The organism is Protofrankia sp. CiP3, assembly GCF_917627345.1.
Taxonomy (GTDB): Bacteria; Actinomycetota; Actinomycetes; order Frankiales; family Frankiaceae; genus Protofrankia.
The window spans coordinates 1-25236 of sequence record NZ_CAKJTM010000039.1; the positions used below are offsets into that span (position 1 = coordinate 1).

Below are 25236 nucleotides of genomic sequence, written 5' to 3' on the forward strand. Positions count from 1 at the left end.
CGGCGCCGGAACCGGTGGGCACAGCGGCCGCCCCCATCCCGACGGCTCTGCCATGGGTGCTGTCCGCCAAGACGCCTGAGGCCCTTCGTGCCCAGGCCAGGCGGCTGGCGACGTTCGTCGAGGGCCACGCCGGGCCCGGCCTGGCCGACGTCGGCTACTCGCTGGCCACCACACGCGCGCTGTTCGAGCACCGCGCGGTGGTGGTGGCCGCCGACGCGAAGGGCTTCACCGCCGGGCTCGATGCCCTCGCCCGCGGCGAGACGGGACCAAACATCGTCGCGGGCTCGTCCGCCGGAACGGGCAGGCTGGCTTTCCTGTTCACCGGACAGGGCAGCCAGCGAATCGGCATGGGACGGCAACTGTACGATACCTATCCGGTATACGCCCGGGCCTTCGATACGGTGTGCGCCGAACTGGACCGGCACCTGGGCCACAGGACGCTGGGCCACGGCACACTGAGCCGGCATGTCGAAGGCTCGGTTCGCGACGTCGTGTTCGCAACCGAGGACACCGGCCTCCTGCATCAGACGGTGTACACCCAGACGGCGCTGTTCGCGGTGGAAGTGGCGCTGTTCCGGCTGCTCGAATCCTGGGGTGTCCGGCCTGATTTCCTTGCCGGGCACTCCATCGGCGAACTCACCGCGGCACATGTCGCGGGCGTCCTGGCCCTTCCCCACGCGTCCAGGCTCGTCGCCGAGCGAGCCCGGCTCATGCAGGCGCTGCCCACCGGTGGCGCGATGATCGCCATCCAGGCGGCCGAAGAGGAAGTACTGCCCGCGCTGGCCGGGTATGAAGACCATGTTGGAATCGCCGCCGTCAACGGGCCCGGATCGATCGTCATATCCGGCGACGAAGAACACACCTTCCAGATCGCCCATACCTTCGAAAGCCGAGGCCGGAAGACGAAGAGGCTGCGGGTCAGCCATGCCTTCCACTCCCCCCGCATGAACGGCATGATCGACGAGTTCCGGCGGGCAGCCGAGGGCCTGTCCTACGCCCCGCCGACGATACCGGTCATCTCCAACCTCACCGGTGAGGTCGCCACCGCCGACGAACTGGGCAGCGCCGGCTACTGGGCACGCCACGTCCGCCACCCGGTCCGGTTCTCCGACGGCATCCGCCGGCTGGAAGCCCTCGGCGTCACCACATACCTCGAGCTCGGCCCGGACGGCGTACTCACCGCCATGGCGCAGGAATCGCTCACGGAACAGGACGGGCGGAGGGCACCGGTACTCGTCCCGGTGCTGCGCCGCGAACGCTCCGAACCCGCCACCATGATCACAGCACTCGGTCACGCTCACGTTCATGGTGTCGCGATCGACTGGGACGCGGTGTTCAGCGGCCCGCGCCCCCGTCGGGTCGCATTGCCGACCTATGCCTTCGAGCACCAGCGATACTGGCTGGACGCTGCCGGGAGCACGGCCGAGCCCAGCGTGGCGTCCGCCGGGCTCGGCTCGGCGGACGCCCGTTTCTGGGAATCCGTCGAACGCCAGGATCTCGATGAGCTGGCAACCGAGCTGGGTATCCGCGAGGAGGAACTCCAGACCTCGCTGGGCGCCGTGCTGCCGGCCCTGGCGTCGTGGTGGGACGAGCGCCGTGTGCACGCCACCGTCGACTCCTGGCGCTACCGCGTCACCTGGCGGGCCGCGCGCGAGACAGCCAGGCGTCCGCTCTCGGGCAGCTGGCTACTGGTGATTCCCGACAGTCATGTCGGCACTGGATGGGTGCGGTCCGTCGGACGGATGCTGACCGAGCAGGGTGTTCATATCCGCCAGGTCGCGGTGACCGCGCGGGACTGCGATCGGCGACGCATGGTGGGGCTGCTGGGCGAGACGCTCAATCACCCGGCGCCACCAGGCGAAGCCACAGCCGGCGTACTGTCGCTGCTGTCGCTGGCCGAGGAGCCCCATCCAACCCACGCCGCCGTTGCCTGGGGAGCCGCCGCGAACGTTGCGCTCATCCAGGCGCTCGACGATGCGAACGTCACCGCGCCGCTGTGGTGCGTGACCGGCGGAGCCGTGTCGACCGGCCCGTCGGATCCGGTGACCAGCCCTGTTCAGGCGCTCATCTGGGGTCTGAGCGGGATCGTCGCGGCCGAGAACCCGGACCGCTGGGGCGGCGTGATCGACCTGCCCGTGGCCGTGGCCGAGCGGACCGGCGCTCAGCTGGCCGCCGCGCTCGGCGGCCTGCGCGACGAGACCGAGATAGCCGTACGCGGATCCGGGCTCTTCGTGCGGCGGCTGGTGCGAGCGCCTGTGGACGGTGCGCCCAGGGCGCGCCGCTGGCAGCCGCGAGGCACAGCCGCGATCACGGGTGGAACCGGTGCGCTCGGCGGTCACGTCGCGCGCTGGCTCGCCCGCAACGGAGCGGAACACCTGTTGTTGATCAGCCGCCGTGGCCGTGACGCCCCCGGTTCGGCCGACCTGGAGGCCGAGCTGAACGCGCTCGGCGCAAAGGTCACGATCGCCGCGTGCGACGTAGCCGACCGTGGCGCGCTCGCGGCCGTGCTGGCCTCGATACCCACGGCATACCCACTGACCGCGGTGGTGCACACCGCGGCCGTGCTGGACGACACCCTGGTTGCGAACCTGACCACCGAGCGGATGGACCGGGTGTTGCGGGTAAAGGTCGGGGGCGCTCTGAATCTGCACGAGCTGACCAGAGAAACGGAGCTGTCGGCGTTCGTGTTGTTCTCGTCGCTCGCGGGAGTCCACGGTATTTCCGGACAGGGCAACTACGCGCCGGGCAACGCGTTTCTCGATGCCCTTTCCGCCTATCGACGCGCGCACGGGCTGGTCGCCACATCAATGGCATGGGGACACTGGGACGGCGGCGGTATCGCCGAGCCCGACGTCGAGCAACAGTTCCGCCGTCAGGGGCTTTCTCCCATGGCCCCGGAGCTGGCTGTCACCGCGCTCGGGCAGGCTCTCGACCACGACGAGCCCCACCTGGTCGTCTGCGACGTCAGCTGGGAAACGCTCGCCCAGACCCGGCGGAACGCGCTCCTGGGAGAGCTCCCTGAGATTGCGCGGATGCTCCGCGGCACGGCTGGCAACGCGGCCGAACCAGGCGACGCGGGCTCGTCCGACCTGGCCCGGCAGCTGGCGCACGCGGCCGAGCCGGAGCGGCGGCCGATCCTGCTGCAACTCGTTCGTACCCAGATGGCCGCGGTACAGGGGCACGCCTGCACGGACGCGGTCGACATCGGCCGGACATTCCGCGACCAGGGATTCGACTCGCTCACGGCGGTGGAGCTACGCAACCGGCTGAGTGCGGCAACCGGGCTGCGGCTGCCCACCACCCTCGTGTTCGACTACCCCTCGCCGACAACGCTGGTCGATCACCTGCACCTGGAACTACAGCCCCGAGCCACCACGGCGGTGCCGGCGGTCCTGACCGCGATCGACACCATGGAAGCGCTCCTATCCGCCCTTCCCGCAGACGCGCCGCAGCGGGAGACGGCCGTATCCCGCCTCCAGGAACTGGCAACGACATTGAACCGTGGTGCCCGTTCCTCCGGCATCACCGAGATCACTGATGTGCTCTCCAGCGCGACCGACGACGAGCTCATCAGCTTCATCGGAAACGAACTCGGGATCTCCTGACCGCGCCCGACACAAAGAAGGCGGAAATATGAGCGACGATCAGATCAGATACCTCCTGAAGCGAGTTACCGCCGAGCTGCACGACACTCGTGAGCGCCTCCGGGAGACCAGGGCGGAACAGCATGAGCCGATCGCGATCATAGGGATGGCCTGCCGATTGCCGGGTGGTGTGGAATCGCCGGATGATCTGTGGCGGCTGGTGGCGTCCGGGCAGGACGCGATATCGAACTTCCCCACCGACCGAGGGTGGGATGTTGAGGATCTGTTCGACCCGGACCCGGCGCGGGCGGGCAAGTCCTACACACGGCATGGTGGTTTCCTGCACGACGTGGCAGATTTCGACGCCGAGTTCTTCGGAATGTCGCCGCGTGAGGCGTCGGCCACCGATCCACAGCACCGGTTGTTGCTGGAGGCGGCGTGGGAGGTGTTCGAGCGGGCGGGTATCGACCCGGCGTCGCTACGCGGAACGAACACCGGGGTCTTCGCCGGCATGAACGGGCAGGATTACGCCACTCGCCTGAATCCGGTACCCGAGGCGCTGGAAGGCTACCTGAGTATCGGCAACGCGAGCAGTGTCGCGTCGGGCCGGATCGCCTACACCTTCGGTTTCGAGGGCCCGGCGGTAACCGTGGACACGGCCTGCTCGTCGTCCCTGGTAGCGCTGCATCTGGCCGCGGGGTCACTGCGGTCGGGTGAATGCGGCCTGGCGCTGGCCGGCGGGGTGACAGTGATGACCTCGCCACAGGGGTTCGTGGAGTTCTCCCGGCAGCGGGGCCTGGCCGCCGACGGCCGCTGCAAGGCATTCGCCGCGGCGGCGGACGGGACCGGCTGGGCCGAAGGCGTCGGGCTGCTGCTGCTGGAACGCCTCAGTGATGCCGAGCGCCTCGGGCATCAGGTGCTCGCGGTGGTGCGCGGCTCCGCGGTGAACCAGGACGGCGAGTCCAACGGGCTGACCGCGCCGAACGGCCCCGCGCAGCAGCGGGTCATCCGCCACGCCCTGGCCAGCGCGGAACTCTCCCCCGCCCAGGTGGACGCGGTCGAGGCCCACGGGACCGGCACCACCCTCGGCGACCCGATCGAGGCACAGGCGCTGCTGGCCGTCTACGGTGCGGGCCGCCCCGATGACCGGCCGCTGTGGCTGGGGTCACTGAAGTCGAACATCGGTCACACCCAGGCTGCGGCCGGCGTCGCAAGCATCATCAAGACGGTCCAGGCCATCCGCCACGGCCTGCTGCCACAAACCTTGCACGTTGATGCGCACTCCCCCCACGTCGACTGGTCAGCCGGCACCGTGCGGCTGCTGACCGAGCCGCGACCATGGCCGCGGACCGGTGAGCCCCGCCGCGCCGGGGTGTCCGCCTTCGGGGTGAGCGGCACCAACGCGCATCTGATCATCGAACAGGCCCCGGCCATGGGGGAACCGGCGGAGGAGAACGGCGATCCGCCGCATACGACGCTCGCGGCGCTGCCGTGGGTGCTGTCCGGCAGGACTCCGGACGCGCTGCGCGAGCAGGCCGCACGGCTGGCTTCCTTCATCACCGGCGACAGGGATCCGGACCCGGTGGACGTGGCCTATTCGCTGGCGACCACCCGGACGCTGTTCCCCCACCGTGCGGTGGTGGTGGCCGAGGATCGGGACGGGTTCCTCGCGGGGCTGCACGCCCTGGCCCGCGGCGGGTCGACGCCGGACGTGGTCGTGGGCGGCGCGCCCGCCGCTCCGCAGCAGCTGGCGTTCCTTTTCACCGGACAGGGCAGCCAGCGTCCCGGGATGGGCCGCGAGCTGTATGAGGCGTACCCGGTCTTCGCGACCGCGTTCGACGCCGCGAGCACCGAACTGGACCGGCACCTGGCAGGGTGGGTGGATCATTCGGTCCGCGACGTCGTGTTCGAGACGCGGGACACCGGCCTGCTGCACCAGACCGTGTTCACCCAGACGGCGCTGTTCGCGGTCGAGGTCGCGCTGTTCCGGCTGCTCGAGTCGTGGGGGGTCCGACCGGACTATCTCGCCGGTCACTCCATCGGCGAACTCACCGCCGCGCACGTCGCCGGGGTGCTGTCGCTCGCCGACGCGGCCGCGCTCGTCGCGGCGCGCGCCCGGCTCATGCAGGCCCTTCCCGGCGGCGGTGCGATGATCGCCATCCAGGCGGGCGAGGAGGAAGTTCTCGCCGCGCTCGCCAGACGGAACATCGGCGACGCCGTCGGCATCGCTGCGGTCAACGGGCCGCGCTCCGTCGTCATCTCCGGCGACGAGAGCCTGGCGGTCGACATCGCCCGCGAGTTCGGCGAGTCCGGCCGCAGGACCAGGCGGCTGCGTGTCAGCCACGCCTTCCACTCGTCCCGGATGGACGGCATGCTGGACGGGTTCCGGCGCGTAGCCGAAGGGCTTTCCTACCATCCACCGCGGATTCCGGTCGTCTCCAACCTGACCGGTGGCATCGCCGACGCCGAGGAGCTCGGCAGCGCCGAATACTGGGTGCGCCACGTCCGTCACACGGTCCGGTTCGCCGACGTCGTCCGCCAGCTGGAAACCGCCGGTGTCACCACATACCTCGAACTCGGCCCGGACGGCGTACTGACCGCCATGGCGCAGGAAACACTCGCCGGACAATCCGGCGGTACCGACGCCGCGGCGTCGGTACTCGCACCGGTACTGCGCCGCGACCGCCCGGAACCTGTCACGCTCCTCACCGCGCTGGCCCACGCCTGCACCCGCGGCACCGCCGTGGACTGGCGCGCACTGTTCTCCGGCCTGAACCCGCAGCGGGTGGAACTGCCGACGTACGCCTTCCAACGCCAGCGGTACTGGATCGACCCGTCACCGGCGGCCGGGGACCTCTCCGCGTTCGGTCTGGGGCCGGCGGGGCATCCACTGCTCGGCGCGGCGGTCGGTCTGGCCGACGTCGACGGGTTGCTGTTCACGGGGCGCCTGTCCGTACGGACACACCCATGGCTAGCTGATCATGTTGTGCACGGGGCGGTCGTGGTTCCAGGTACGGCATTCGTGGAACTGGCGATTCGCGCCGGTGACGAGGCCGGCTACGACACCCTGGAAGAGATGATCATCGAATCGCCGCTGATCCTGCCGGAACACGGCGGGGTGCAGGTGCAGGTGGCCGTGGGAGCGCCGGAGCAGCAGGCGGGCCGACGTCCGGTCACCGTGTACTCGCGGCCGCAGGACGCCACCGCGGACACCGGCTGGGCCCGGCACGCCGGTGGGTTCCTCGGCACCGGCGCGGCAGCGGCATCCTCCGCTCTGGATGATCTGAATGAATGGCCGCCGCAGGGCGCGGACCCGGTCGACGTCGAGAAGATCTACCAGGATCTGGCGACGGCGGGCCTGCCGTACGGGCCGCTGTTCCAGGGGCTGCGCGCCGCGTGGCGACGCGACCGGGAAATCTTCGCCGAGGTCGCTCTTCCCGACGAGCTGCAGGCTGACGCCGCCTCCTTCGGCGTGCATCCGGCACTGCTCGACGCCGCCCTGCACGCCGCCGCCGCCGGATCGCATGACACTCCGGCGGGATCCAGTCGGCTGCCGTTCGCATGGACGGATGTGCGCCTGTACTCCTCCGGCGCGTCGGCGTTGCGAGTACGGCTGTCCGACGCCGGTTCCGAGGCCTTCTCCGTTCAGGCGGCCGACCCAACCGGCGCACCGGTGATCTCCATCGGGTCGTTGCTGTCACGGCCTGTCTCAGCCGAACAGCTGGGCGCTGCACGCACGGTGCACCAGGACTCGCTGTTCCACCTCGACTGGGCGACGGTGGTCCTGCCATCCCAACCGTTGCGGCAGATATGGGCCGTCATCGGAGACGACGAGCAGGCTCTGCGCACTGTGCTGCAGGAGGCCGGTACCGAGAGCAGGGTCTTCGCCGACCTCGGCACGCTCCGGGAGCCGGGTGAACCCGCACCCGCCCTGATCTTCGTATCGGGCATCCCGGCGTCGCGCCCGGACGATGCCGAAAGCCCGGACGTCACGCAGGCGGCTCACGCCACGGCCCACCGGGTGCTCGCCCGGATACAGGCATGGCTCGCCCACCCCGGCCGTGAGCCGTCGCGCCTCGTGGTGGTCACCCGCGGCGCGGTAGCCGTCGGCAACGAGACGCCCGATCTCGCGGCCGCCCCCGTCTGGGGCCTGGTCCGCTCGGCCCAGTCCGAACATCCCGGCCGGATCATCCTGCTCGACATCGACGATGACGAGCGGTCCGCCCGAGCGCTACCGGCCGTGCTGGCCACGGCCGGCGACAGCGACGAACCGCAGCTCGCGGTCCGTGCCGGCGCCGTCCACGTGCCGCGCCTGGCGCGGGTCCCCGCCCTGCCCGCCGGCACCGGCACCGGCACCGGCAGGCACCACGCCCACAACCACCGGACCGACCCGTGGGACCCGCACGGCACGGTACTGATCACCGGTGGTACCGGGGCGCTGGGCGCCGCGCTCGCGCGGCATCTGGTCACCGAGCACGGTGTCCGTCATCTGCTTCTGACCAGCAGGCGGGGTGCCGACGCCCCCGGTGCCGGCGAGCTGCACGCCGAACTCACCGGGCTCGGCGCGGCAGTCACCATCCACGCCAGCGACGCCGCCGACCGCGCATCCCTCGCCGCGGTGCTCGCCGCGATCCCCGCCGGCCATCCCCTGACCGCGGTCATCCACACCGCCGGTGTGATCGACGACGGTGTGGTCGAATCGCTGACCCCACAACGAGTGGACGGGGTACTCCGCCCCAAGATCGACGCTGCCTGGAACCTGCACGAACTCACCGCCGGCAGCGATCTCGCCGCGTTCGTGCTGTTCTCTTCCGCCGCCGGGATTCTCGGCAGCCCAGGCCAGGGGAACTACGCCGCGGCCAACACGTTCCTGGACGCGCTGGCCGCCTACCGCCGCGCGCGTGGGCTGCCCGCTGTCTCGCTCGCCTGGGGCCTGTGGGGCAACGCCAGCGGGATCACCGGCGACCTCACCGAAAGTGACCATGACCGGATCGCCCGTACCGGGATCAAGCCGTTGTCCTCGGCCGAGGGCCTGGAGCTGTTCGACGCCGCGTTGCGCCTCGACCACGCGCTCCTGGCGCCGGCCCCGCTCGACCTCGCGGGCCTGCGCGCTCGCGCGGTGACGCGGACGGTGGCTCCGCTCCTGCGTGGGCTGGTCCGGCCCGCGCGGCGGACCGCCCAGGCCGGGGCGGCCGTCACCGGATCGTCGTCGGTCGCGCAACGCCTCGCTGGCCTGCCGGAATCCGAACGGGACGCCTTCCTGCTCGACCTCGTACGCACCGAGGTGGCTGCTGTTCTCGGACACGCGGACACGCGGGCGCTCAGCGCGGAACGCGCGTTCTCCGACCTCGGGCTCGACTCCCTCACCGCGATCGAACTCCGTAACCGCCTGGGCGTCGCCACCGGGCTGCGGCTGCCGTCCACCCTCACCTTCGACTATCCGACGTCGACGGCGGTCATCACCTACCTGCGATCGGAACTGCTGGGCGGCCCTGGCGCGTCGCAGATGGCCGCCGTGGCCGCCGTAGCCGGGTCCGGGTCGGACGAGCAGATCGCGATCGTGGGGATGGCCTGCCGCTTTCCCGGCGGGGTGGACTCGCCGGAGGCGTTGTGGCGGCTGGTCGCGGCCGGGGATGACGCGGTCTCGGCCTTCCCGACCGACCGGGGCTGGGACATCGAGGAACTGTTCGACCCGGACCCGGACCACACCGGCACGTCGTACACGCGCCACGGCGGCTTCCTGCACGGCGCCGGGGATTTCGACGCGGGATTCTTCGAGATCTCCCCACGCGAGGCATTGGCGACCGACCCGCAACAGCGCCTGTTACTGGAAACCACCTGGGAGGTGCTCGAGCGGGCCGCTATCGACCCATCCTCGCTGCGCGGGAGCAGGACCGGGGTCTTCGCCGGTGTCATGTACCACGACTATGCCCCGCGGCTGGATGAGGCGCCCGCCGCGCTTGAGGGATTCCTCGGCAACGGCAGTTCGGGCAGTGTCGCGTCGGGCCGGATCTCATACACGTTCGGCTTCGAGGGCCCGGCGGTGACCGTGGACACGGCCTGCTCCTCGTCGTTGGTGGCCCTGCACCTGGCGGCTCAGTCGCTGCGCACGGGCGAGTCCGACCTCGCGCTGGCAGGTGGCGTGACGGTCATGTCCTCACCAGCCGCCTGGGTGGAGCTCTCGCGGCAGCGTGCCCTGTCACCGGACGGCCGGAGCAAGGCGTTCGCCGCCGCGGCCGACGGCGTTGGCTGGGGCGAGGGGGTGGGCCTGCTGCTCCTGGAACGGCTCTCCGATGCCCGTCGCCTCGGCCACCGGGTGCTGGCGGTGGTCCGGGGCTCGGCGGTCAACTCCGATGGCGCGTCCAACGGGCTGACCGCGCCGAACGGCCCGTCCCAGCAGCGCGTCATCCGCCAGGCGCTGGCCAACGCCGGGCTTTCCGGCGCCCAGGTGGACGCGGTCGAGGCGCACGGGACCGGCACCCGGCTGGGCGACCCGATCGAGGCACAGGCGTTGCTGGCCACCTACGGCCAGGACCGGCCCGACGACCAGCCGCTGTACCTGGGCTCGTTGAAGTCGAACATCGCCCACGCGCAGGCCGCCGCCGGCGCGGCCGGCGTGATCAAAATGGTGGAGGCGATGCGGCACGGCGTGCTCCCCCAGACCCTGCACGTCGACGAGCCCTCCCCGTACATCGACTGGTCAGCCGGCGCCGTGCGGCTGCTGACCGACGCGCGGCCGTGGCCGCGGACCGGCCGGCCTCGTCGCGCCGGAGTGTCCTCCTTCGGGGTCAGCGGCACGAACGCGCACGTCATCCTGGAGCAGGCCCCGGCGGTCGAAACACCAGAACCGGTAGCCAGTACGGTGACGCCCGCGCCGACGGCCCTGCCGTGGCTGATCTCTGCTAGGACACCCGAAGCGCTCCGGGCCCAGGCGGGACGGCTGGCCGCACTCATCGAGCAGGACGGCGAACTCGTCCCGGCCGATGTCGCCTACTCGCTGGCGACGACCCGCGCGGCCTTCGAGGAACGGGCCGTCGTCATCGGCCGTGACCGGGCGGAATTCCTTGCCGGTCTCGGCGCGCTGGCCCGCGGCGAGTCCGCGTCGAACCTGGCGCGGGGAACCGCCGACACCGCGGGGAAGGCCGTGTTCGTCTTCCCCGGTCAGGGTTCCCAGTGGGCCGGCATGGCAGCCGAGCTGCTGGACTCCTCACCGAGGTTCGCCGAGCAGATCACGGCCTGCGCGGACGCGTTGGCACCGTTCGTGGACTGGTCGCTGCCAGACGTCCTGCGCCAGACGGCCGGGGCACCATCACTGGACCGGGTGGACGTCGTCCAACCGGTGCTGTGGGCGATGCTCATCTCCCTGGCCGAACTGTGGCGCTCGTTCGGCGTCGAACCCGCCGCTGTGATGGGGCAGAGCCAGGGCGAGATCGCCGCGGCCTACGTCGCCGGCGCGCTGTCGCTGGAGGACTCCGCCCGGATCATCGCCCTGCGTAGCCGGATCTCCCTCGCCCTGGTCGATCACGGCGGCATCGCCGCGGTCGCGCTGCCCAGCGACGAGGTGGGCGCCCGTATCGCCCCCTGGGAGGGGCGCGTCTCGATCGCCGGGGTGAACAGCCCGTCGTCGACCACACTGTCCGGCGAGTCGGGCCTGCTCGCCGAACTGGTCGCCGAGTATGCGGCCGCGGGCGTGCGGGCCAGGCTGATCCCCGCGTCCTTCGCCTCCCATTCCCCGCAGGTCGAGAAGATCCGCACAGAAATCCTGGCGGCGCTGGCGCCGGTGGCGCCGCGCACCGGCGCCATCCCGCTGGTGTCGACGGTCACCGGGGCGCCCATCGATACCGCTGGCCTGGACGCCCACTACTGGTACACGAACCTGCGGGAAACGGTGCGGTTCGAAACAGCGGCCCGGACGCTGATCGACCGGGGCCACGACGTGTTCATCGAGATCAGCCCGCACCCGCTGCTCAACTTCAGCATCCAGGAGATCCTCGACACCGCCGGGAAGCCCACGGCGGTGGTCACCGGGTCACTGCGCCGCGACGAGGGCGGACTCGAACGGTTCCTCGTTTCCCTCGGTGAGGTGCACGCACGCGGGGCTTCGGTCAACTGGGCAGCGGTGTTCAGTGGCCGCAGCCCCCGCCGGGTGGAACTACCCACCTATGCCTTCCAGCATCGGCGGTACTGGCTCGACATCGCGCGCTCCTTTGCCGGCGAGAGGTCCGCCCGCGCGGTGCTGGGCGCGGACGGGACACCGGCCGGGGACGAACCATCGCCGGTGTCCGGACCGCCGCTGCTCCAGCTACTGGCGAGCCTGACAGCGGCCGAACGCGACGAGGTCCTGCTCGCGGCCGTCCGCGCGGAGACCGCCGCGGTCCTGGGCCATGACGACGCGACGGAGATCGGCCCGGACCGGGCGTTCCGGGAGCTCGGGCTGACCTCGCTGACCGCGGTCGACCTCCGGAACCGGCTGAACGCGGCCTCGGGGCTGCAACTACCCGCCACCCTTGTTTTCGACTACCCGACGCCCACCGCGATCGCCGAGTACCTGCGATCACAACTGGCCCTGGACGCGGAGGCATCCGTTCCTTCGCCGCTGACTGCCCTTGATCAGCTGGAGGCGTCACTGGCGGCCGGGAGCGGCGACGAGGCGGACCGCGGTGCGGCCATCGCCCGGCTGCGTGCGCTGATCGATCGATGGGAAGGCAGCGGGAACAACGGGAGCGCCTCCTCCGGTGACAGCGGGATCGACCTCGATGCGGCGACCGACGACGAGCTCTTCGCGCTCATGGACGACAGCGTCAAAGGTCGCCGGGCTGACGAAGAAAATTCATGAGGGAGCTGTTTCAGAATGGCGAATGAAGAGAAGCTTCGCGAGTATCTGAAGCGTGCGCTCGCCGATTCCCGGCAGGCGCAGAAACGCCTCCGTGAGGTCGAGTCGAGCCAGCGGGAGCCGATCGCGATTGTCGGGATGAGCTGCCACTATCCGGGCGGGGTGGATTCTCCGGAGGATCTGTGGCGGCTGGTGGAGACCGGCGGCGACGCCATTTCGGAGTTCCCGGCCGACCGTGGCTGGGACATCGAGGAGCTGTTCGACCCGGACCCGGACCAGCTGGGCCGGACCTATACGCGCCACGGCGGCTTCCTGCCCGACGCGGCGGAGTTCGACGCGGATTTCTTCGGAATCTCACCGCGCGAGGCACTCGCGATCGACCCGCAGCAACGGCTGTTGTTGCGGACGGCGTGGGAGGTGTTCGAACGGGCGGGCATCGACCCGGCCTCACTGCGGGGAAGCCGGACGGGTGTCTTCACCGGGATAGCCGGCCGCGACTATGCCGCGGGATTTCATCAGGTGCCCGACGAGCTGGAAGGCTACGTGCTCACCGGCGTCCTGAGCAGCGTCGCCTCGGGCCGGATCTCCTACACCCTCGGGCTGGAGGGCCCGACGATGACGCTGGACACGGCCTGCTCCTCGTCACTGGTGGCCCTGCATCTCGCGGCGCAGTCACTACGCTCGGGCGAGTCCGACCTGGCGCTGGCCGGCGGCGCCACGGTCATGACCTCCCCACTCGGGTTCATCGAGTTCGCCCGGCAGCGTGGCCTGGCACCGGACGGGAGATGCAAGGCGTTCGCCGCCGCGGCGGACGGTACCGGCTGGGCCGAAGGCGTCGGGCTGCTGCTGCTGGAACGCCTCAGTGACGCCGAGCGCCTCGGGCATCAGGTCCTGGCCGTGGTCCGGGGCTCGGCGGTGAACTCCGACGGCGCGTCCAACGGCCTGACCTCGCCGAACGGCCCGTCCCAGCAACGGGTGATCCGTGCGGCACTCACGAACGCTCGGCTGTCCCCCGCGGACATCGACGCCGTCGAAGCCCACGGCACCGGCACCACCCTGGGCGACCCGATCGAGGCACAGGCTCTGCTGGCCACCTACGGCCAGCACCGGCCCGACGACCGGCCCCTGTGGCTCGGGTCGTTCAAATCGAACATCGGCCATGCGCAGGCCGCCGCCGGTGTCGCGGGTGTGATCAAAACAGTTCAGGCCATCCGGCACGGTGTGCTGCCGAAAACTCTGCATGTCGACGAGCCGTCACCGTTCGTCGACTGGTCCGCGGGTGGGGTGCGACTACTCACCGAGGCCCGGCCATGGCCGGAGACCGGCCGGCCACGGCGCGCTGGAGTGTCCTCCTTCGGCGTGAGCGGCACCAACGCACATGTGATCATCGAGCAGGCTCCGGTCGCCGGGGGAACCGCCGCGGACGAGACCGAGAGGGCGGTGGCTGACGAGACCGGGAACGCTGACGAGACCGGGAAGGGCGTTGCCGGGCCGCTTCCGTGGGTGCTGTCCGCCCGGTCGCCGCAGGCGCTGCGGGCGCAGGCGGCACGGCTGGCGTCGTTCGTGGAAGCCGATGGCGACCTCGCCCCGGTCGATGTCGCGTATTCACTGGCCACCACCAGGGCCGCGCTTGAGCACCGCGCCGTCGTCGTCGCCGACGACCGGGACGGCTTCCTGACCGGCCTGGGCGCGCTCGCCCGCGGCGAGGCGGCACCGAACGCGGCCGCCGGCCCCGCGCCGACGGCGGGGAAACTGGCGTTCCTGTTCACCGGCCAGGGCAGCCAGCGGCTCGGCATGGGCCGGGAGCTGTACGAGGCCTATCCGGTATTCGCGAACGCCTTCGACGCCGTCACGCATGAGCTGGACGAGCAGCTGACGGGGCAGGTCACCCGCACCGTCCGTGACGTCCTTTTCGCCGACGACGACACCGGCACAGACGGCGGCACAGACGGCGGCACCGGCACAGACGGCGGCACAGACGGCGGCACCGGCACAGACGGCGGCACCGGTCTTGTCCACCAGACCGTGTTCACCCAGGCCGCGCTGTTCGCCGTCGAAACCGCGCTGTTCCGGCTGCTCGAATCCTGGAACGTCCGGCCTGACTATCTCGCCGGGCACTCGATCGGCGAACTCACCGCCGCCCACGTCGCCGGTGTCTGGTCCCTCGCCGACGCAGCCAGAGTCGTCGCGGCCAGGGGCCGGCTCATGCAGTCTCTTCCGCCCGGCGGTGCGATGATCGCCATCCAGGCGACGGAAGACGAGGTACGCACCGCACTCGCGGCGCACGACAACAGCGTCGGTATCGCCGCCGTCAACGGGCCGAGCTCCGTTGTCATCTCCGGCGACGAGATCCCGGCCCTGCGCATCGCCGGTGAGTTCGGGGCCCGGGGACGCAGGACCAAGCGGCTTGCGGTCAGCCACGCCTTCCACTCCCCCCATATCGACGGCATACTCGACGAGTTCCGCCAGATCACCGGAACGCTCACCTACGCCGAGCCCCAGATACCGGTCATCTCGAACCTGACCGGCCGGCTCGCCACCGCCGACGAACTTGGTAGTGCCGAGTACTGGGTGCGTCACGTCCGTCACGCGGTCCGCTTCTCCGACGCGATCGCCAGCCTGGACACCGCCGGAGTCACCACCTACCTTGAGCTCGGCCCCGACGGCGTCCTCACCGCTCTTGCCCAGGAAACGCTCACCGACCGACACGATCGCGTGGCAGCGGTCCTCACACCCACACTCCGCCGGGACCGCCGCGAACCCGCCGCGCTGGTGACCGCGCTCGGCCAGGCCTACATCCACGGAGCCCCGATCAACTGGGACGCCGTGTTCAGCGGCCGGCGCCCCCGGCGAATCGACCTGCCCACCTATGCCTTCCAGCACCAGCGGTACTGGCTCGACCCGGTGACGTCGAACGGCGACCCCGCCACGCTGGGGCTCGGGCCCGCGGGGCACCCGCTGCTGGGCGCCACGGTGGGACTGGCCGACGCCGACGGGATCCTGTTCACCGGACGGCTGTCGCTACGGACCCACCCATGGCTGGCCGACCATGCCGTGATGGGTTCGGTACTGGTTCCCGGTACGGCGTTCGTGGAACTTGCGCTCCGCGCCGGCGACGAGGCCGGCTACGAAAACCTCGACGAGCTGATAGCGCAGTCGCCGTTGATACTGCCTGAACGCGGTGCGGTCCAGATACAGCTGGCCGTCGGAGCGCCGGACGCGGGGCGACGCTCGATCACGGTGTACTCACGGCCGGAGGACGCCCCGGCCGGTTCGCAATGGACCCGGCACGCCAGCGGTATTCTCAGCGCCAGCGGTATTCCCAGCGGTATTCCCAGCGGTATTCCCAGCGGTATTCTCGGCACGTCCGTCCAGGACACGCCGTTCACCCTGGACGAATGGCCCCCAGCGGATGCCGCCGCAGTGGATATCGAGGACATCTACAGCATTCTGACCACGGTGGGCCTGGAATACGGGCCGGTGTTCCAGGGCCTGCGCGCCGCCTGGCAGCGAGACCACGAGTTCTTCGTCGAGGTCGCGCTGCCCGGCGGACAACGTGCCGACGCCACGCTGTTCGGCGTACATCCCGCGTTGCTCGATGCCGCGGTGCATATCACCGCCTACGACGGGTTGCGAAACTCGCCGGAGGGCCGGACCTATCTGCCGTTCGCGTGGACGGGCGTGCGCCTGCATGCGTCGGGTGCTTCGGCTCTGCGCGTACGGCTGGCGCTGAGCGGCCCGGAGAAACTGTCCATCCAGGCGGCCGACGAGACGGGCGCGCCCGTTCTCTCGATCGCGTCACTGGTCGGACGCCAGGTCTCGGCTGAACAGATCAACGCCGCCCGTCCGGTGAACCAGGACTCGTTGTTCCAGGTCGACTGGACGGCGGTCACCCTCCCGGAACCACCGTCCACCAAAGCGTGGTCGGTCATCGGTGACAACGACCAGGCCCTGCGCTTCGTTCTTGCCGAGGCCGGTGCCGAGACCAGGGCCTTCAGCGACATCGCCGCTCTCGGCACGGCTGTTGACCTGGGTGAGCCCGCGCCCGCCCTGGTATTCGTCTCGGGCATTCCGGAAGCGGTTGCCGACGACGAGGACCGCCCGGCTGTCGTGCGCACCGCGCATACGACGGCACACCAGGTGCTCGCATGGGTACAGACGTGGATCGCCGAGCGACGGGTCGAGTCCTCACGGCTCGTGGTGGTCACCCGTGGCGCTGTCACAGCCACGGACAGCGAGGCGCCGGACCTCGGCTCCGCCCCCGTCTGGGGCCTGGTCCGTTCCGTCCAGGCCGAGCATCCCGACCGGATCATCCTGCTCGACATCGACGACAGCGACGCGTCCACCCGTGTGCTGCCGGCCGCACTGGCCACGGCCGTCAGCGGTGACGAGCCGCAGCTGGCGATCCGCGGCGGTGTGGTGTCGGTGCCACGGCTCGTGCGGGTCACGACCTCCGGGCAGCCAGCGGCGACCAGCGTCCCGCGGGACGTCCCGGCGCTGGAGAAACACGATGATCATGCGCCCGTTGGCCTACCAGAGTCCCTGGACCCGAACGGCACGGTGCTGATCACCGGCGGTGTCGGAGTACTCGGCGGTCTGCTCGCACGGCACCTGGTCACCGCACACGGTGTGCGCCACCTCGTCCTCACCAGCCGGCGAGGGCCCGACGCCCCCGGTGCCGGCGAACTCCGCGACGGCCTGACCGGCCTCGGCGCGCAGGTGCACGTCGCGGCCGGTGACGCGGCCGACCGCGGCTCCCTCGCGGCCATCCTTGCCGCCATCCCCGCCGAACACCCCCTGACCGGGGTCGTCCACACCGCCGGAGTGATCGATGACGGTCTGGTCGGATCGCTGACCCCGCAACGGCTCGACGGGGTGCTACGTCCGAAGGTGGACGGCGCCTGGAACCTCCACGAGCTCACCCGGGACGACGACCTGGCCGTTTTCGTCCTGTTCTCCTCGCTCTCGGGGCTGACCGGCGGTCCGGGGCAGGCAAGCTACACCGCCGCCAACGCATTCCTCGACGCCCTCGCCGGGTACCGTCGCGCCCACGGTCTGCCCGCCACGTCGCTCGCGTGGGGCCAGTGGGCACAGGCCAGCGGAATCACCGGCCAGCTCAGCGACGCCGACTGGAGCCGGATCAGCCGTGCCGGTCTGAGGCTGCTGTCCTCGGCCGAGGCCCTGGAGCTCTTCGACACGTCACGGACGCTCGACCGCGCGGTCCTGGCCCCGGCCCTGCTCGACCTCGCGGGCCTGCGTGCCCGGGCGGGAACCTACGCGATTCCGGCGCTGCTGCGCGGGCTGGTCCGGCCCGGACGACGCGCCGCGCGGCCCGGCGCGATCGGCACGATCAGCGCGGCATCGTCGATCAGGACGCGCCTCGCCGGCCTCGGTGAATCCGAGCGTGACGCGGTCATCCTCGATCTCATCTACACCGAGGTCGCCGGAGTGCTGGGCCATGCCAGTACGGACACGCTCGGTGAGGGACGTGCATTCGTCGAACTCGGGCTGGACTCCCTCACCGCCGTCGAGCTGCGCAACCGTCTCAACGCCGCCACCGGGCTACGGCTGCCGGCCACCCTCACCTTCGACTTCCCCACACCAACGGCACTCGCCGGGTTCATCCGTGCGGAACTCGGCGATGCGGGAGACCAGTCGGCCGGACGACCGGCGCCCGTCACCGCCGGAAGGGAACAGCACAGGGACAGCGGCGGGCTCGCTTCGCTGTACCAGCAGCTGATCAACGCGGGGAGGGTGGACGCGGCAGCACAGCTGATCATCCTCGCGTCCCACCTCCGGCCGGCCTTCGACGCGGCCGCCAGGCACGAACACGCCCCGCACCCACTGCAGCTGAGCAGCGGGGAGGCACGGCCGAACCTGGTGTGCTTTCCCGCGCTCAGCGCACTGTCCGGTCCCCATGAGTACTCACGGTTCAGCAACGCCTTCCAGGACGACCGGGACGTGTTCGTGGTGCCGGCGCCCGGTCTCCCGGAAGGGGACGTCCTCCCGGACGCCGACCGGACGTTGATACAGATGCACGTGGAAGCGGTGGAACAGATCGTCGGTGACGAGCCCTTCGTGATCCTCGGTCGTTCGATGGGTGGATGCGTCGCGAACTCCGTGGTTGCCGGCCTGGAAGCACGCGGGATATTCCCGGCCGGGCTGGTCCTGATCGACTCCTACCCCATCGACGCCCCGCTCGTCCCGGGCATGGAATGGTGGAACACCGCTTTGTTGACCGCCCTGTTGGAGCGGCTCGACCGCTACGACATGACCACGCACGACACCAGACTGAGCACGATGGGCACCTACAACCGGATCTTCGCTGCCTGGCAGCCGGAGCCGATCTCGACGCCTACCCTGCTCGTCCGCGCGGAGGAACCGCTGGTGGGGATGCCGAGCGAGCCCGGCAGCAAGCAGGACTGGCGGGCGTACTGGCCGCTGCCCCACGACATAGCCGATGTCCCGGGCAACCACTTCACCATCCTGGAGGAGCACACGGGGACGACGGCCGCGGCGGTCAGGAAATGGATCGACGCACTCGACTGATCCCGGTTGTCCCGGCAACGATCGACCTGCGCCGTCTCCTCCCGGACGGCCCGCGGCGGGCATCTGACGTCCGTCCGCTGCTGGCTGCGGTCCCCGACGCCGAGGAGCCGCAGCCACGGTGGGCACCGAACGTCGTGGTCGGCCTCGGCCGGCTCGGCGGGCGCACGACCGGGGTGGTCGATGATTCGAACAGCAACACCCGAGGAGTCATGGCCGAACGCAGCGCCGCGGTGTCAGGTCGCCCTTGTCAAAGGATGACGTATAGGCCTCCGCATTCACGATCAACTCGTCGGTGACGCTCATCGGATCGCCCTCTTCCCTGGTTGTACCGTTAACAACCCAGAGTATCCCTACTAATCTCCCCGGAGAAGTTGACATACGCTCCCACCGAGCGCAGGATCGAGGACGTGAAGCACCATGGCCGCTCGACGTGGCTCGTAACACGAGCGCACATCGACCTCCTGCGAGTCACTTCTGCCACCTGTCTGCGCTGCGCGGTCTGAGCGAGCGACCACCGCCGCCAACGCGTCTGCTGGGCGGATGCGCCGCCCGCTCGCCTCATCCGGACCACGTCGCGCCCGGGGAGCCGCGAGCCGGACAGTTCTATTCTCGGGCGCTCTCATCCTCCTCCCGGAAACAATCTTCCTCCCGATGCGCCGCCGCCGGATGACACGCCTCCGCCGCGGCCTGCTTGGGTACACAACAGGAGAGACCTGTGACCGCTGCGTCCCGCACTGTTGACCATGCCCTCCGAGGCATCGATGACACCGGCCATGCCGCCGTGAACCGGCCATCCCCCCGGCCCGCCCACGATCCGGCAGCGGCAGCCCGGACATCCGTCGCTCTGCTCCCCGGACGGCATGAGGCACCGAGAGTCTTCGAGCCCCTGGCGTCCAGGCTCGCCCTGGACAACCACGCGGTCTCCATCGCCGATCCCGGTAGGGACACGACCATCGCGCTCGGCGAGACACGCATCCCCGACGTACCGTTCGTCCTCCTGGGATCGGACACCGGCGCCCTGCGGGCACTCACCCTCGCCGGTTCGCCCGCACTACGGGTCGACGGGCTCGTCCTCCTCGGCCTGCCGCTGCTGCACCAGCCCGTGTCCGGCGAGCCGCTGACCGAACCTCCTCCGCGGACGCTGCCAGATCTGCCGATCCTCCTCGTCCACGGCCGCAACGACCAGACCAGCCCGCTGCCCCTCATCCGGATGATGACCCGGACAGCGCCCCGGGCGGAGCTCGCGGCCGTACCCGGTGGACACGGCGTCCTGCACGGCGACGGCGGACGTTGGGCGGCCGCGCGGATACTCCTGTTTCTCGAAGCCCTCGCTCATTCGCGAGCCGAAACGAAGAAGAACGCCGGCGCCACACTGTCGTACGCCCGGTACACGCTGGGGAGAGCAGGTGACAGGGCCCCGCGTTGAGACCGTGGAGCCCCCAGAACCCGCGACGCTCCGTGCAAGGCCGGCCGCGGCCGACCACAGCCACCGCACAGGTCAGCTGGGCTGCCAGCGCGAGGTCCTTGGAGACGAAGAAACAGCGGCCTCACGGAGCGGCCCGGGTGATCGCGCTCGGTCCGTGAGGAAGCGGCAGACCAAGGTGATCACGTAGGGTCGCGCCTTCGTACTCGCCGCGGAACACGCCCTGTTCCTGCAGCAGCGGCACGACCGTGTCGGCGAACTCGTCCAAGCCACCAGGAGTGATGTGTGGGACGAGGATGAATCCGTCGCTGACGTCCGCCTGCACGAACCTGTTGATCGTCTCAGCGACGGTGGCCGGCGTGCCAATGAACGACTGCCGGCCGGTCACCTCGATGACCAGCTCGCGGATGGAGAGTTTCTTCGCTTCGGCGAGTGCACGCCACCGTGTGGCGACCGCCTGCTGATCGGAGAACATCCGTACGCTGGCGCGGCCCTGCGCGACAGTGTTCTCGCCCGGCTTGGGGCCGATCTCGGGCAGTGGGCCGTCCGGGTCGTAGGAGCTCAGGTCACGGTTCCACAGCTGCTCAAGGAGCCGGATCGCGGTCTGCCCGCTGACCTGCTGCTGGCGGACGATGGCGGCCTGTTCGTGGGCGTCGGCGTCGGTGTCGCCGAGCACGAAGGTGGCTGCTGGCAACACGACCAGCGCCTGCGGTGGCCGGCCGTAGCGGGCCAGCCGTCCCTTGACGTCGGCGTAGAACGCCTTGCCGGCCTCAACGGTGCTGTGCCGGCTGAAGATGGCATCGGCCGTCGCCGCGGCAAATTCACGGCCTTCATGCGAATCGCCGGCCTGGAAGATCACTGGCCGGCCCTGCGGGCTGCGGGGAACATTGAACTGGCCGGCAATGTCGAAATGGCCGCCATGATGCTCGAACGTACCCGCCGACGCGTCGGTGACGAAGATTCCCGATTCCTTGTCCGCGGCAATCGCGTCGTCGCGCCAGGAGTCGAACAGTTCCCACGCCGTCCGCAGGAACTGCTCGGCCCGTTCGTAGCGCTGCTCTTCGCGCAGAAAGCCGCCGCGGCGGAAGTTTTCACCGGTGAACGCGTCCCACGAGGTGACGACGTTCCACGCGGCCCGGCCACCGGAGAGATGGTCGAGGCTGGCGAACTGCCGGGCGACCTCGTAGGGCTCATTGAACGTGGAGTTGATCGTGCCGGCGAGCCCGAGCCGGTCGGTGACGGCGGCCAGCGCGGCGAGCACCGTGAACGTGTCCGGGCGGCCGACCACGTCCAGGTCATAGAGGCGGCCAGCCTGCTCACGCAGGCGCAGTCCTTCGGCCAGAAAGAGGAAGTCGAACTTCGCCCGTTCCGCGGTCCGTGCGAAATGCACGAATGAGCTGAACTCGATGTGGCTGCCCGACCGCCGGTCGCTCCACACGGTCGTGTTGTTCACGCCCGGGAAGTGCGCGGCCAGGTGGATCCGCTTGCGTGGTCTGCCCATCTGGGGTCCTCTGGAATCCTTGAACGTCAGGCAACGTCAGGCAACGTCAGGCAACGTCAGGCAACGTCAGGCAACGGCGTAGCGGCTGGCGGGGCGGCGTAGACCAAGCAGACCGCGCAGCGTGCCCGCCTCGTACTCGCCGCGGAAGGCTCCGCGGCGCGCCAGCTCCGGCACGAGCCCACGGGTGATCACTTCGGAGTCATGCGGGATGGCGGCTGGACGCAGCCGGAAACCGGTCAGGCCAGCCTGCTGCCACTCCTGCAGCAGATCGGCCAGCTCAGCCGGCGTACCGGTGAAAACGCGCGCGTCCGAGCTGTACCCGGTACCGGCGAGGGAATCCAGTCGCGCCTTTCTCTCGGCCGCCTGCCCCGCATCGACGTCGAGGAAGACGACGAGGTCGCCGAAAACGTGCAACGGCTCATGCTCACGGCCGGCGGCAGCCTGTTCCGCGCGGACCTCCTGATCGATCGCGCGTGCCTGGCCGGCATCATGCGGGGTCACGTACACGACATCGGCTGCCCGCGCGGCGAGCCGGTACGCGACGGCGGCGTGCGCGAGCGCGGTGACCAACGGCTGGCCCTGCGGCGGGCGCGGAGTGATCGACGGACCGCGGACCTTGAACCATCTCCCAGCGAAGTCGATGTAGTGCAGCTTGTCGCGGTCGATGAACCGCCCGGTTGCCGCGTCGCGGATCTCAGCGTCGTCCTCCCAGCTGTCCCACAGCCTGCGGACCACCTCAACGTAGTCGGCGGCCTCGTCAAACAGATCCCTGATCAGCTCGGCGACCTGGGGCGCGTTCCGGTCCGCGAACCGGAACGCGGGGATATCGCGCCGGCCGAAATGAGCCGCCTCGGCCTGGGCCGCGCTGACCTGGATGCGCGAGCCGGCACGGCCGGTGCTGACATAGTCGAGGGTGGCGATCGCTTTGGCGATGTGGAACGGCTCGGTATGGGTGACCCGCACGGTCGGTACGAGCCCGATGCGGCTGGTCCGCGGGGCGACCCGGGCTGCGACCAGAACCGCGTCGAGGCGTCCGCGGACCTGGTCCGTGCGGCCGTCCGGGCCGTGGTAACGCGAGGACTGCCACGCCAACGAGTCCTCGATCGTCACAAAATCGAGCAGGCCGCGTTCGGCCTCCTGCACCAGGTCGACCCAATAGCGGGCGGTGAACAGCTCGTCGGCCCGGGCATCCGGTTCCCGCCACGCCGCGGGATGCCAACCCGCGCCGTCAAGCGCAACGGCGAGGTGCAGTTCGGACGATGTGGTCATCGGGTCTCTTCCTGCTCTGACTGGGTCCTGCCCTGACCGGGTGGGAATCCGCCGGGACAATGACCGTGCGGGGCTGGCTTCGGGCACAGGGGCACAGGGGCACAGGTAGGCCGTCAGTCGGGCCGTGCCCATGCCTGGGCGAGCAGCTCATAGGACCGCACCCGGTCGGCGTGGTCGTGGGTGATCGTGGTGATGAGCAACTCGTCGGCTCCGGTGGCATCGCGCAGTATGCGCAGCCCCCGCACAACGGTCGCGGGCGAGCCGACGAACTGGGTGTCGAGCCGATCGGCGACCAGCGCACGCTCCTGGTCGGTCCATGGGTAGGCCGCCGCCTCGGCAGGCGTGGGGTAGGCGGCGCCTTCGCCGGAGCGGATGTTCGCCACCCACGGGCCGTACCCGCTTGCCAATCGGCGGGCGGTTGCGTCATCGCCTGCGACAACGACATCCGCGGAGACCATGACCCGTGGTTCCCGCAACGTCGCCGACGGCCGGAACGCGGCCCGATAGGCCGCGACGGTGTCGAGCACGGTGGACGGGACGATGTGGTAGTTCGCGGCCAGCGGCAGCCCCAGTTCGCCCGCGGTCCGCGCACTGTCGCCAGCGCTCGCGGCAAGGATCCACAGCTGCGTATCGGCGTCCTCAGCAGCCGGCGACCGCAGGTGCGTCCCGTCCGGTGTGCGGTAGTCACCGCGGATGAACGCCTGAATGTCCCGGACGTCCTGTCCGTAGCGCTCGGCCGCATCGTCGCGGTGGCCGACCACATCCAGCTGCCGCTGAAGCCGACCGGGATCGAACGCGATTTTCGCTGGTGCCGGGATCAGCAGGCCGTCGACCACGGAAGGCCTGGCGGTCGTACCGCCTCGCGGCGACGACCCGGCGGCGGACCGGTTCGCCCGTTCGATCAACCTGCCCACGCCCGAGCGACCGAGACCGAGGTCGATGCGCCCGGGATGGATGTGCGCGATGGTCCCGAACTGTTCCGCGACGATGACCGGCGTGTGGTACCCGGTCTGTACCGCCCCGGACCCGACCCGGATCGTCTGGGTAGCGTCGGCGACCAAGGCGATCAGCACGGCAGGCGCGGCGGAGACGACACCCGGAGTCAGATGGTGTTCGGCGAGCCAGTACCGGGCATAGCCGAAACGCTCTGCGTGGCGGGCAAGGTCGATCGTGTTGCGTAATGCCTCAGCGGTGCTCGACCCGGAGGTCGACGGCGCGAGGTCGAGCACCGACAACGGGATGGGGCCTCGGACAGGCATGCACGCCACCGCCGGTCCGTCAGTGATCCGTATCCGGGGCGGCGATGCCGCGGCGTCGGCCGTGACAGGTCAGCGGTGCGATCGACGGCGGCATTCTCCGGCCTTTCGTTCCTCGTTCGAGCGGCGAGTGGAAAGGTGCCCCGGGCGGTACCCGCCGCGCGCGGCGGTCGGGCCGCCCGGGGAGTGCGGAAAGATGTGTTTCGTTCGATGTACGACCGGGTCGCGCAACTGATGGGCCAGCTGGTGAAGCAGATCTACCCGGCAATGGCCGGCCTGCCGGGGCGTGGGCGTCCCGCGCTCGCGCGGGCTGACGGATCAGCGACAGCGAGCGCTCGCGCTCCGCCCGAAGTCGACGCAGCGCCGGCACGTCAGACGCGGAGGAGCGATCATATCTAACACTTTCGGTAAAAGAACATTGTCGAGTCAATAAGTAGAGAAGTGATTTACATCACAATGTTCGCTCGGAAATCCGTCCAGAGATCCAGCCAGGACGCCCGACTACAGGAAAGTGGATCAAGAAATGGGGCTGGAGTGCGTGCGACGCGAGAAGCACAGGGAATCACCCTGGCCCTTGGGGTGTCACCGACGAGCAGGGGCACCTGTGCATCGCGCGGCGATCGATGGGAAGCGATGCGACGAGAGGTGTGCCCCAGCCCCGCTCCCTGATCCACGCCCCTGTTGCCGGGCGCTCTTGCCGGAGCGGGCGCGGATGAGCCGCCCACTGGCCGAACGCCCTGTCCTCGGGCGCTCTAAATAGCAGCTCATTTTGGACAAACAACGAGCGGGCAGAGATCTCTGCGTGGACTCCCGCGGGCCCC

The 25236-nt window shown here is 70.1% G+C and carries 5 protein-coding genes and 3 pseudogenes; 5 read left to right on the forward strand and 3 right to left on the reverse strand.

Annotation, left to right across the window (positions count from 1 at the left end; all coding sequences use genetic code 11):
- Nucleotides 1-56 precede the first annotated feature (56 nt).
- The 5 genes and pseudogenes from MJ797_RS27505 to MJ797_RS14745 form a co-directional block, all read left to right on the forward strand.
- A pseudogene (locus MJ797_RS27505) lies at nt 57-1538 on the forward strand (acyltransferase domain-containing protein); the annotation flags it as partial.
- 504 nt (nt 1539-2042) lie between these two features.
- Nucleotides 2043-12420, forward strand: a pseudogene (locus tag MJ797_RS14730) (SDR family NAD(P)-dependent oxidoreductase).
- Between the two features lie 33 nt (nt 12421-12453).
- A pseudogene (locus MJ797_RS14735) lies at nt 12454-18966 on the forward strand (type I polyketide synthase); the annotation flags it as partial.
- Nucleotides 18945-19262: a carboxyl transferase domain-containing protein gene (locus MJ797_RS26995; RefSeq protein WP_374582253.1), complete on the forward strand. Its 318-nt coding sequence runs from the start codon at nt 18945-18947 to the stop codon at nt 19260-19262. The pseudogene MJ797_RS14735 and the gene MJ797_RS26995, both read left to right, overlap by 22 nt.
- Before the next feature lie 419 nt (nt 19263-19681).
- Nucleotides 19682-20392, forward strand: coding sequence for an alpha/beta hydrolase (locus MJ797_RS14745; RefSeq protein ID WP_374582255.1), 711 nt, complete (start codon nt 19682-19684; stop codon nt 20390-20392).
- Between the two features lie 121 nt (nt 20393-20513).
- Here the strand turns inward: MJ797_RS14745 and MJ797_RS14750 are convergent, their stop codons facing one another.
- The 3 genes from MJ797_RS14750 to MJ797_RS14760 all read right to left on the reverse strand — a co-directional run bounded on the left by MJ797_RS14750 (nt 20514) and on the right by MJ797_RS14760 (nt 24418).
- Entirely contained in the window at nt 20514-21890 is a 1377-nt protein-coding gene (locus MJ797_RS14750; RefSeq protein ID WP_239335131.1) for an NtaA/DmoA family FMN-dependent monooxygenase, read from the reverse strand.
- A 66-nt stretch (nt 21891-21956) separates the two neighbouring features.
- Nucleotides 21957-23159 carry an LLM class flavin-dependent oxidoreductase gene (locus MJ797_RS14755; RefSeq protein ID WP_239335133.1) on the reverse strand — a complete coding sequence of 401 codons (1203 nt, stop codon included), beginning with the start codon at nt 23157-23159 and terminating at the stop codon, nt 21957-21959.
- A gap of 113 nt (nt 23160-23272) precedes the next feature.
- Entirely contained in the window at nt 23273-24418 is a 1146-nt protein-coding gene (locus tag MJ797_RS14760; RefSeq protein WP_239335143.1) for an LLM class flavin-dependent oxidoreductase, read from the reverse strand.
- Nucleotides 24419-25236 lie beyond the last annotated feature (818 nt).